Below are 10463 nucleotides of genomic sequence, written 5' to 3' on the forward strand. Positions count from 1 at the left end.
ATGTAATCGGTGATGCGGCTCCCCGCAGGAAGCGTCGCCAAGGTTCTCGCCATGAGGTGGCCTCCCGAACCGTTATTGTAGTCCAGGAGACTCTATCATATATTTCTCTAAGTGAACAGTATTGGGGACAGTCCCGAATTAATTTCTCTTCGAGGATCTCAGGGTCTGCCTCGTGTATGATTTCGCGCACTTTCGCGAGCGTCTTCCCGCGCCAGTCTCCAAGTTCCTTGATCTTCTTGTCGATTAATGCAGCGGCAGATTCCACCGCGACGGTCCTTTTCATGTACACCTCCAACTCTCGCACCTAATTTAGCTGCACTCAGCGTACCCCGCAACCTCCGCAAGTGGAAGCCTCTTCATTAGACCGTCTGAAGAATGAAGATTGGTCTCCGGGCCACGGTTGAGTCAGATCAATTGCCCAGCTTGCGGGACGCCTCGATGTATGCCGGAGTGTAGCCTTCCCATTCCCAAGGTGTCACGGTGTCGCCGAAAATGTTTTCTAATAGAGAGCGGAACGCAAGCTCGCCATTGTCGCTATTGGTAAGAACGATCATGCACGCCTGCCGCTGCTCAAAGCAGATCAGGTAGTTCTGCGCGCCGTCACCGTGGCCCTCCTTGAAGAACGCACGTCCGAACGGCGTGCGGCTCAGGAGTCCCCAGCCGATGCCGTAAGCGAGCCCTACCGCCTGAGCCTCTGTTCCCTTAGCCTCATCCACCGCGAGAGGAAATTGGTGCAAGGTGCGGATTCGGATCACCGGTTTGAGCATCTTCCGGCGCGCGGCAGGCTTCACGATGTTTCCGGCGAACAGTGCGCAAGCAAATCGCGCCAGGTCCTCGGCGGTACTCGTCATCGACCCTGCCGCCCGCGCCGGCGCCCGCCGCGTTTTCGCGAGGAACTTTTCGTTGACGTCATACCGGTCAGCGATGTCAGCCTCAAACTCCTTTCGAAAAATCAAGCTCGTGCGCGACATTCCGATCGGCGTGAAAATCGCCTCCTGCATCAATTGATCAAGAGGACGCCCCTTCTTCTGTTCGATGACAAACTGCAGCAGGTTGAAGCCCTCCCCTGAATAAAGAAACTGCGTTCCGGCCGCAAAGTGGAGATGCATCTTCTTGTCCGGCTCCAGAAACGCGAAATTGAGCAGACCTGCTGTGTGGGCGAGAAGCATGCGTGGTGTGACCCGCTGCCATTGCGGGTCCTTCACGAGTACCGACGCCGTGTCCCGGTAGCTTTCATATTCGTCCAGGGGCTTGGCTAATTGCTGCGCTACAGGCAGGTCGAGCGCGAGATCGCCCCGCTCGGCGAGCTGCATCACATAGGCCGCGAACACGCTTTTGGTGATCGATGCCGCCCATGTCGTCGTCGTTAGTTGCATCGGCAGGTGCGGTTCGACGCTCCTCAAGCCAAAGGCTTCGCTCCACACGAGTCGCCCTCGGTCCACGACGGCAACCTGAGCGCCCGTTACGTGATGCGCGGTGAGCGTCTCCCTTGCAATTCTAGAAGCGGCGTTGGCCGAGATCCACGTCCCATCAATGCGGCGAATCATCCGCGCGCCGCCCGGCGCAGCGAATGACGCGTGCGCGACTCCGATCAGGAGAGCGAGGCATACTCTTCCGTGCATCGGTGAACATCGTCTCATACTGAATTCCTTCCATGAAATCTGATCTCTGCCCTCATCGGCCTGAATCCGCGACGTTCCGGGACAGCGCACGCTTCGCCTGCTTGGAACTCGCCGGCCACCGCCCGTCGAAACCGCGCTTGGGGTCAGATTTTTTCGTTTTCATTTTGCCTTGGAAGACGTCCATCGTCCAATCTTTTCTCAGTAAGATTGGGGGTCTTTCCAATCTCTATTTCAGCGATATGATATACTCGGGGTCGAGTTTTCCCCCTTTGCAATCATCATCAACCGTTCCCCCGTCCGGGAGGGTCCATGGCCAGACCGCTACGGATCGCGTGGGAAGGAGCATGGGAATTCATTGGGGTCGTATCTTTGCAATCTACAATTGGGACGGTGAACGGCGACGAGCATCGTTCTGGCACGGGATCCACCGATCTGGGATGAACGCGAGGGAGATGGTGATGAGGAGATCTGTGAGGCGGGGGATACTTTGGTCACCGAGGACTGTTTTTGTCACCATCGGTCGGTTCGAAGAAAAGATGCGGAGACAAAGACTTAGCCGACGGCTTCCGCCAAGCCCAGTCCCAATTGTAGATTGCAAAGATACGACCCCTTTCACTAATGACATTCCTTTAATTAAAACCCCCGGGGGTGGTACATTTTTGCTCGGTCACGGTGGTACACTTTTCCCTTGTCACAAGCAGTTTGCCAAATTGATTCGGGGTAGCTTTTTTGCTAAGGTCGTCGTCATGTCCGAGCGTTCCACCGAGCAGATACGCGAATTGCTCGACTCCCTTTATCGCGTGGATTCGGGACGAATCCTGGCAACTCTGATCCGCTTGCTCGGTGATTTTGATCTGGCCGAGGAGGCGATGCACGAAGCCTTTGCGGCGGCGCTGAGCCTGTGGCCGAGGAGTGGAGTACCCGGCAACCCGCGACCCTGGTTGATTTCGACGGCCCGATTCAAAGCCATTGATACTCTGCGTCGACGGGCACGATTTGATGTGTCTCAAGACGAGCTCGTGCGATCTCTCGAAACGCCATGGAGTTCGCCGGAAAGGTCCAATGAAGAGGACAGCCTTGAGGATGATCGGCTGCGCCTGATTTTTACCTGCTGTCATCCATCTCTAGCGCCGGAAGCGCACGTTGCGCTCACCTTGCGTGAGGTGTGCGGGCTGACCACCGAGGAGATAGCAAAGGCCTTCCTCATCACTCCGCGTACGCTGGCGCAGCGCATTGTGCGCGCCAAGGCAAGGATTCGCGAGACACCGATTCTGTACGAGGTTCCGACGCCGCAGGAATTGCCGGAGCGACTGGGCGCGGTGCTTCAGGTCATCTATCTCGTCTTTAACGAGGGTTATTCGGCTGCGGCGGGAGCGGAGGTAACGCGGGCCGAGCTAACCGGCGAGGCGATTCGACTGGGCCGGTTGCTGATCGAACTCCAGCCAGAGCCGGAAGTCATTGGACTGCTTTCCCTGATGTTGCTACAGGAATCCCGTCACGCCGCAAGAACCTCGCCGACTGGAGAGCTGATTTTGCTGGAGAACCAGGATCGCTCGCTCTGGAACCGGGAACAGATCGCGGAGGGAGTGGCATTGCTGGAGAAAGCCCTGAAGTCCCGCCGCTTCGGCTCCTACACACTGCAGGCTGCGATTGCGGCCGTTCATGCGGAGGCGGAATCGGCCGCGGTAACCGACTGGCGACAGATTGTTGCGCTTTACGACCGATTGCTACGAATTCACCCTTCGCCCGTTGTACTGCTGAATCGTGCCGTGGCCATAGCAATGTGCGATGGTCCAGAGGCTGGTCTGACGCTTATCGACGCGGTGTTGGAACATGGCGAATTGGCAAATTATTACCTGGCGCATGCAGCCCGGGCAGATATGTACCGCAGGCTCGGCAGGACGGCTGAGGCTCGGTCCTCTTATGAGAGAGCCCTGGCCCTGACCCAACAGGAACCGGAGCGGCAATTCCTGCAGGAGCGGATTCGGCAGCTGAAATAAAATTTGGGATAGCTGTCGATTTTCCGTCTCCCCAACGACTATAGGACAAAAGAACGATGAGCTACGGTTCCTGAGTGAACAGGAAACGAGTCATCGGGAACAAACCACAGAAAACAAGGAGAAAAAGTCATGCCACAGTATCTGGTTGCTAACTACCTCCCCGACGACTTCGACCCGTCCGCCGTCACCGAAGCGATGATGGAGGAGATCCACGCGCTCAACCGCGAAATGATTGCTGCCGGCGCCAGGAAGTTCGCTTGCGGAATTTCCCCGGCCAGCAACGCAAAGACGGTGCGGAAGCAGCCTGATGGTACGGTGCTCGTCACCGATGGGCCATACACCGAGACCAAAGAGCATATGGGCGGTTTCTGGATACTGGAAGCTGCCGATATGGACGAGGCGCTGGCGTGGGCGCGCAAGGGTGCCATCTCATGCGATGCGGCGGGCGAGGTGCGCGAGCTTCTTTTCTACCCGGCTCCGGAACAAGGACCCGGCGAAAGCAAGTAAACAACTTGGCCACTGCGGCCTCGGAACACGCGCCCTGGTGACGAGATGAACGAGCCGGCGCAACGCTCTGTTGCCGGTTCGTTCAATCCGCTATGAGGAGAAGAACAATGAAATACGTCTGTTTGGGATACTACGACAAAAGCAAATTTGACGGCATGACGGATGGCGAGAAAAACGCCATGTTCGATACATGCTTTGAATATGACGACCATCTTCGCGCCAGCGGGCACTGGGCCGGTGGAGAAGGGCTTCAGGGGCCGGAGACCGCTCTGACCCTGTATTGGAAGAACGGCAAGGTGGCAACGACCGACGGCCCCTATGCCGAAACCAAAGAACAACTCGGCGGCATTCTCGTCCTTGAGGCGAGGGACATGAATCATGCTGTACAGCTCATCGGCCAGCATCCGGCTCTGACGTATGGCAACATTTTCGAGATTCGGCCAGCGGCGGACATGAATGAAGTCATGAAGGCAAGCGAGCGGCGACGGAGACAGAACACTGCACGCTGAACACGATCCTGGTTCTGGTTCGGCAGGGATACGAGACAGCCGTTAAAGGCAAGAACGGGTTTGTATGCGGCGCGGCGTCCTGGTGCGACTGCTGGCTAAACCGTGGCCTTGTTGGTGACGACATCCCCCGCTTTGAGAAGATGATTGAAATGGGTTTTCCGGAAGGATCTACAATGACATTCAACAACCTGAAGCGAGTTGGAGAAGTCAAGACAGGTACCATTGGATTTTAAGGAGAAACACAATGAGAAAACATAATTGTTCCGCCAGCTCCGCTCGGTTTGCAATCGAGCGGAAAACTGCAGTTCAGTTTTCGGCAAAACAAATTATGAAAGCGTTACTTTGGATGGCGATGACAATTTGCCTTGCCACGAATCTTTGTTTCTCGCAAATAAGTTTTAGCGACGAAACCAAAAAATATATCGATTACAACGATCCTGTTACTGTTTTCAAAAATGCACTATTGATTGACGGCAAAGGCAACCCGGCCAAACCGCATCAAACCGTCATTATCCGCAACGGCAAGATCTAAGGTGATGATGCAAAAGCGTCAGCGCCGCGAGATGGAAAAATAATCGATCTGAACGGCAAAGCACTTATGCCTGGCCTGGTGATGCTGCATGAGCATATGTACATATCGGCCTTCTCAACGGATCCTTTCTACCTCAATGCCCGACAATTGCCATTTACTTTTCCTCGCCTTTACTTCGCAGCCGGAGCGACAACCATTAGAACAGCAGGCAGCATCGAGCCGTATTCGGATATTCGAATAAAGAAGGATATTGATCTCGGCTTATTGCCCGGCCCTTTTATTGAACCAACGGCCCCATACATCGAGGGGGAAAACGCCCTCTTTCCGCAGATGAAGGAAAACAAGACGCCGGCCGAAGCCGCAGCCTTTGTGAATTATTGGGCCGATCAGGGCTTCACCTCGTTTAAGGCATATGTGGGTGTGGATAAGCCGACGTTAAAGGCTGCCATCGATGCAGTTCATAAAAGAAACTTAGAAATTACTGGTCATCTGTGTGCGGTTACTTACAGCGAAGCGGCTGAATTAGGTATTGACAGTCTGGAACACGGATTCGGTGTAAGTACAGATTTCGTTACTGACAAGAAGGAAAGCGAATGTCCTTCAAACGCCAGCGCTAACCAATCATTAGCAGATTTCGAAATGGTGTCGGTTACAACTCAAAGAAACTGTTCGATTCAGTAAAAGGGAAAGTCGGCTTCATTTGAACGTGTACTATTGGTACTTGAGGAGAAATGACATGAGAAGAATTATGGTGCTTGAACACATTACCCTTGATGGCGTCATACAAGCCGGCGGCGGACCGGACGAGGATACGAGCGACGGCTTTGCGTATGGCGGATGGGCAGCGTCTTTTGACGACGAGGCGATCGGCGCGGCTGTGAAAAAGATGCTGGATTTGCCGATCGACCTGTTGCTGGGGCGCAAAACCTTCGATATTTGGGCGGCGTTTTGGCCGCAACATGGGGACATTTGGCCCCGCGTCAACACGGCGACCAAGTACGTCGCCTCGAACACGATGACTTCTCACCAGTGGCAGCCGTCGGTGTTTTTAAACGGAGACGTTGCGGAAAAAGTCGCCGGGCTCAAGCAGCAGGAAGGGCCCGATCTGCACGTTTGGGGCAGTGGAAATCTCCTGCAAACGCTGATGAAGCATGATCTGGTCGATAATTTCTGGTTGATGATCTATCCGATCACCTTGGGCGAGGGAAAACGTTTGTTTGCCGAGGGCACGATCCCGGCCGCGTTCAAAGTGACGGAAAGCATTGTCGGTTCGAGTGGCGTCATTCTCGCGAATTACGAACGCGCTGGTGCTGTCCAAACCGGAAGTTTTCTATAAACATTCGCGCCGTGTTGGGCGGCACGTTCGCCGCAAATATTACGATTTGCAACTGTCGATTCTTTCGGCGCGCGCCGACTATAGGATGAACGGTCCGGCGCTCAGCCCACCCTCAAACTCTCGTAAGGACTGCTACATTGACGGGAAAGGACACTCAAATGAGAAATCACTCTTGTCCAAATTAGGCTTTTTGGACTCCACAATTTGGACAGCAGATGAACGTAGCCAGATTGGCAACCTATCGATGGAATCGATCAAGAGCCCTGAAAATCGGTTGCTCGCGAGGGATTTCAACAATTTGGCTCCTTCAATGGATCGAGGCCTCGTTTTTGATCGAAAGCGCCATCTCTTTAGAATCAATGGCTTAATCCGTCCAAATACTCATTTTCTCAGCTAATTTGGACGGCAGTGATGAGAAATGTAATCTTCGCAATCAACATTACCCTGGATGGCTGCTGCGACCACACCAAAATGGTTCCCGATGAAGAAGTACTTGGCTACGGCGCGCAACTCGTCCGAGATGCTGCCCTGCTCGTTTATGGGCGTAAGACCTACCAATTGATGGTTCCTTATTGGCCTGATATTGCAAAAAGCCAGTCCGAGACAAAAGCGGATATCGAATTTGCTCAAACCTTTGTCTCCAAGAAGAAGATTGTTTTTTCACGATCGTTGGCCAGCGCTGAAGATGAAAATACGAGAATTGTTCGTACGAACCTTCGCGACGAAATACTTAAACTGAAGCAAGAACAGGGCAACAATATTTTGGTCGGCGGTGTAGATGTTCCTTCACAACTGATGGAGCTTGGCCTGATTGACGAATATCGTTTTGTCGTTATGCCAATCATTGCTGGAGAAGGGAGACGGTTGTTAGAAGGCGTCAGACTGCCGGAGAGATTACAACTAAAATTTGTTGAGTCAAAGATCTTTGAATCAGGATGTGTTGCGCTTCGTTACTTGAAACAGTGACGGAAAAATCTGCGACAGCTGAGCTGCTGGCTCCCACCGAGGGGAGGACAACGAGGAGAAGAACGATGAAATACATCTGTTTGGGATATTACGATCCGGGCAAGGTCGAGAACCTATCTGAAAGCGAGCGCAACACCATGTTCGACGAGTGTTTCAGCTACGACGACGAGCTGCGCAGGAACGGACATTTTGCCGCGGGCGAGGCTCTTGGGCCCCCTCACACGGCGATGACCGTGTATGGGAAGAACGGAAAGGTTGCAGTGACGGACGGTCCCTACGCGGAAACCAAGGAGCAATTGGGTGGGATTCTGGTGCTTGAGGCGCGAGATCTGAATCAGGCGATTCAGCTCATGTCTCAACATCCTGCAGTGAAGTATGGATCGTCGTTCGAGATACGTCCTTCCGCGGATATGACCGAAATGATGAAGGAGAGCGAGCAGCGACGGCGAAAGAATACCTCGCGATGAGGGCGCCCACGAGGGAAAAATGATCAGGACCGTGGCCGGGGCCGGCCTGCTGGCACTGTCGCGGCAACCCGGCGACAACAATATTGAGTACCGCTTTACATACGATTCTGAAGAACCTGGGAAGGAGACTTTGTACCATGGCAAAGCTCGTTTATGGATTGAACCAGTCCTTGGATGGCTACGTCGACCATCTGGAGTTTAGGCCAAGCCCGGCGCTTTTTCGTCACTTCATAGAGCAAGTGCGCGACCTGACGGGCATGGTGTACGGTCGCCGCACGTACGAGGTAATGCGTTATTGGGACGAAGACTACCCGGAGTGGGGCGCGGAGGAACACGACTTCGCGGCGGCGTGGCGGAGCCAGCCGAAGTGGGTTGTGTCGCGCTCGTTGAAGTCGGTCGGACCCAACGCCACACTTGTCGAGGATGACATTGAGGCGGTGATACGTGGGCTGAAGGCTCAGCCAGTTGGGGAGATTGACGTTGCCGGACCGGACTTGGCAGGAAGCCTAACCAACCTTGGTCTTATTGATGAGTATCGACTTTACCTCCACCCCATCGTACTTGGTCGCGGCAAGCCATTCTTCGCCGGCCCCCGGCCGCCGCTCCGCTTTGTGACCAGCGATCTCGTTGCCGAGGACGTGATTAGGTTGACGTACGTGCCCGCTTAATCGCGCGACTCGCCCGACGGACTGCGCCGAGGCGTCAGGTCCGCTTTGGGTCAGGACTTGCCGAAAGCGGAAACCGGGGACTGATTGAGATACGGCCGGTTGCGGAGTTGAGCGAAATCATAAAGGAGAGCGAGCAGCGGCGACGGCGAAAGGATACCTCGCGATGAGGGCGGCCACGAGGGAAAGAATGATCCGTATCATGGCCAGGGGCTGGCCTGGTGGCAATCCTGTTTTTCAATTCCTTGGGGTCGTATCTGATCAGCGACAATTACATTGACCGGCAACGACAATTACATTGACCGGGTCCCGAAGCTCGGAAGTTGGTAATCTGACGGCCTTTAAGTGCAAGGAGGGACGGTGATTACCACAGACGAGCAGGTGAGGAGACTCATGCGATTGTCGCGAGAAAGAGATTTGCCCTTGGGGGCCTTGGCCGCCAAGGCGGGGATGGGGGAGAAGACTGCTGCTGAGGGGGTCACATCCGGACAACCGGACAATTGAAGGGAGCCCGCTTCAGATCGAATGAACCGTGCCCAGAACAACTCTGCAATCTTCATTCAGGGACGCAGGATAGGCCCTCGAGTGTTACGAGGTAGGAACGAAATTCATCATTGGATGCTCTCTTGGAATTGTTGATGCAGAGCAGATCAAGAGATGGATGGCGCAACGCGAAAATGTGACCTCAAAATTCGAGCAAAATCGCAATTGTCCGGTTGTCCGGATCTGACCCGAAACTGCGCTACGGGAACAATAAGATCATCTCAAAGCATTGGAGCAATCTATGCCCCCCACCCGGAAGGTCAAATTGGCAGAGATTGAACGATTCATTCGCGGTTCTCTGAAGGATAAGCCCAAAACGGATCTCAAAAATCTCAGGATCGTGAAAGAAGCAGATCTTGAATGTTGCGCTTATTTTCACCTCCGCCGTTTTCTCCGCGTGGATTCATTGGGGTCGTATCTTTGCAATCTACAATTGGGACGGTGAACGGCGACGAGCATCATTCTGGCACGGGATCCACCGATATGGGATGAACGCGAGGGACATGGTGATGAGGAGATCTGTGAGGCGAGGGATACTTTGGTCACCGAGGACTGTTTTTGTCACCGTCGGTCGGTTCGAAGAAAAGATGCGGAGACAAAGACTTAGCCGACGGCTTCCGCCAAGCCCAATCCCAATAGTAGATTGCAAAGATACGACCCCTTTCACTGCTCACTCCCAGCAACAACACCGGCTCAATGGCGGGCCGCCCGGTGTCGCTCGGGTAGCAGCGTTCCAGCGGCGCACGGGCCTGCACCAACAGCGGGTAGATGCGCTCCGCCAGCAGGCGGTACCGATCCTCCGGCTCAAAGACCTCCCGGTGGACCGCCTGCAGGCCAAACAAGTGGGTCTGCGGATTAAACACGGGTAAGCTCATCGCGCGCTCGGCTCCTTCAACGCCCCAAGATTCTTCTTGACAGACGCTAGCTTATAAGCTAACCTATGCCCATGTCAACCCAATATTTATTAAAAGTGCAAGCGATTCGCACCAAAAACACCACCCCCCGGCTCTATGTCTACTTTCCGCTGCCCCTGGCCGCCGCCATCGGCCTGGAGCCGGGTGAGAGTGTGCAATGGGAGTTGCTCGATCGCGGAGAATTGCATCTGACCCGCGTGGAGCCACCCCCGCCCACCACCAAAAAACGCGCTAACAAATAAGAACACCCTTAATTTGATAATGATAACGTAAAAGGTACCCACCTGGAGGGCGAATGATCATGTAAAAGGGACCCACCCCCCTCAGACCTCTGTTAGAGTGCTGCGACTCAGGGAAGCCGCAGCGTTGAGCAGAGGAGGAAGGATGATCGGGATGGATCAG

General features: G+C 54.4%; 12 protein-coding genes and 1 pseudogene. 10 read left to right on the forward strand and 3 right to left on the reverse strand.

Translation table 11 applies throughout. From position 1 onward, the window contains the following. Positions 1-145: 145 nt before the first annotated feature. Both LAO21_23020 and LAO21_23025 read right to left on the reverse strand, forming a co-directional pair. Positions 146-283: pseudogene (locus LAO21_23020) on the reverse strand (DUF1801 domain-containing protein). Between the two features lie 127 nt (positions 284-410). After that, positions 411-1622, reverse strand: coding sequence for a beta-lactamase family protein (locus tag LAO21_23025; protein ID MBZ5555589.1), 1212 nt, complete (start codon positions 1620-1622; stop codon positions 411-413). Positions 1623-2368: 746 nt separating this feature from the next. Here LAO21_23025 and LAO21_23030 point away from each other — a divergent pair. From LAO21_23030 to LAO21_23070, 9 genes are all read left to right on the forward strand, one after another. Beyond that, a complete protein-coding gene (locus LAO21_23030) occupies positions 2369-3622 on the forward strand; it encodes an RNA polymerase sigma factor (GenBank protein ID MBZ5555590.1) in 1254 nt (417 codons plus the stop codon). Positions 3623-3751: 129 nt separating this feature from the next. After that, positions 3752-4129, forward strand: a complete 378-nt coding sequence (locus tag LAO21_23035) for a YciI family protein (protein ID MBZ5555591.1) — start codon at positions 3752-3754, stop codon at positions 4127-4129. A 107-nt stretch (positions 4130-4236) separates the two neighbouring features. Continuing rightward, positions 4237-4638 (forward strand): YciI family protein, encoded by a 402-nt coding sequence (locus LAO21_23040; protein MBZ5555592.1) that lies wholly within the window; start codon positions 4237-4239, stop codon positions 4636-4638. Positions 4639-4882: 244 nt separating this feature from the next. Next, positions 4883-5170, forward strand: a complete 288-nt coding sequence (locus LAO21_23045; protein MBZ5555593.1) for a hypothetical protein — start codon at positions 4883-4885, stop codon at positions 5168-5170. Between the two features lie 66 nt (positions 5171-5236). Continuing rightward, a complete protein-coding gene (locus LAO21_23050) occupies positions 5237-5851 on the forward strand; it encodes a hypothetical protein (GenBank protein ID MBZ5555594.1) in 615 nt (204 codons plus the stop codon). A gap of 55 nt (positions 5852-5906) precedes the next feature. Continuing rightward, positions 5907-6506: a dihydrofolate reductase family protein gene (locus LAO21_23055; protein ID MBZ5555595.1), complete on the forward strand. Its 600-nt coding sequence runs from the start codon at positions 5907-5909 to the stop codon at positions 6504-6506. A 411-nt stretch (positions 6507-6917) separates the two neighbouring features. Next, on the forward strand, positions 6918-7472 hold the full coding sequence (locus LAO21_23060) for a dihydrofolate reductase family protein (protein ID MBZ5555596.1): 555 nt from the start codon (positions 6918-6920) through the stop codon (positions 7470-7472). 65 nt (positions 7473-7537) lie between these two features. Continuing rightward, on the forward strand, positions 7538-7939 hold the full coding sequence (locus LAO21_23065) for a YciI family protein (GenBank protein ID MBZ5555597.1): 402 nt from the start codon (positions 7538-7540) through the stop codon (positions 7937-7939). A 137-nt stretch (positions 7940-8076) separates the two neighbouring features. Further along, the gene (locus LAO21_23070; protein ID MBZ5555598.1) at positions 8077-8607 is read left to right on the forward strand and encodes a dihydrofolate reductase family protein; all 531 of its coding nucleotides are present in this window, start codon (positions 8077-8079) and stop codon (positions 8605-8607) included. A 1082-nt stretch (positions 8608-9689) separates the two neighbouring features. Here LAO21_23070 and LAO21_23075 read toward each other — a convergent pair. Continuing rightward, on the reverse strand, positions 9690-10022 hold the full coding sequence (locus tag LAO21_23075; GenBank protein MBZ5555599.1) for a hypothetical protein: 333 nt from the start codon (positions 10020-10022) through the stop codon (positions 9690-9692). Positions 10023-10093: 71 nt separating this feature from the next. On the opposite strand from LAO21_23075, the gene LAO21_23080 reads away from it, so the two are divergent. Then, positions 10094-10303, forward strand: coding sequence for a hypothetical protein (locus LAO21_23080; GenBank protein MBZ5555600.1), 210 nt, complete (start codon positions 10094-10096; stop codon positions 10301-10303). Positions 10304-10463 lie beyond the last annotated feature (160 nt).

It is taken from the genome of Terriglobia bacterium (assembly GCA_020073085.1).
Classification (GTDB): domain Bacteria; phylum Acidobacteriota; class Terriglobia; order JAIQFV01; family JAIQFV01; genus JAIQFV01.

Bases quoted from the DNA above. Each gene is read 5' to 3' on its own strand.
- LAO21_23050 (MBZ5555594.1), top strand. From the start codon at position 5,237: ATGCCTGGCCTGGTGATGCTGCATGAGCATATGTACATATCGGCCTTC.
- LAO21_23060 (MBZ5555596.1), top strand. From the start codon at position 6,918: ATGAGAAATGTAATCTTCGCAATCAACATTACCCTGGATGGCTGCTGC.
- LAO21_23065 (MBZ5555597.1), top strand. From the start codon at position 7,538: ATGAAATACATCTGTTTGGGATATTACGATCCGGGCAAGGTCGAGAAC.
- LAO21_23055 (MBZ5555595.1), top strand. From the start codon at position 5,907: ATGAGAAGAATTATGGTGCTTGAACACATTACCCTTGATGGCGTCATA.
- LAO21_23070 (MBZ5555598.1), top strand. From the start codon at position 8,077: ATGGCAAAGCTCGTTTATGGATTGAACCAGTCCTTGGATGGCTACGTC.
- LAO21_23025 (MBZ5555589.1), bottom strand. From the start codon at position 1,622: ATGCACGGAAGAGTATGCCTCGCTCTCCTGATCGGAGTCGCGCACGCG.
- LAO21_23035 (MBZ5555591.1), top strand. From the start codon at position 3,752: ATGCCACAGTATCTGGTTGCTAACTACCTCCCCGACGACTTCGACCCG.
- LAO21_23080 (MBZ5555600.1), top strand. From the start codon at position 10,094: ATGTCAACCCAATATTTATTAAAAGTGCAAGCGATTCGCACCAAAAAC.
- LAO21_23075 (MBZ5555599.1), bottom strand. From the start codon at position 10,022: ATGAGCTTACCCGTGTTTAATCCGCAGACCCACTTGTTTGGCCTGCAG.
- LAO21_23045 (MBZ5555593.1), top strand. From the start codon at position 4,883: ATGAGAAAACATAATTGTTCCGCCAGCTCCGCTCGGTTTGCAATCGAG.
- LAO21_23030 (MBZ5555590.1), top strand. From the start codon at position 2,369: ATGTCCGAGCGTTCCACCGAGCAGATACGCGAATTGCTCGACTCCCTT.
- LAO21_23040 (MBZ5555592.1), top strand. From the start codon at position 4,237: ATGAAATACGTCTGTTTGGGATACTACGACAAAAGCAAATTTGACGGC.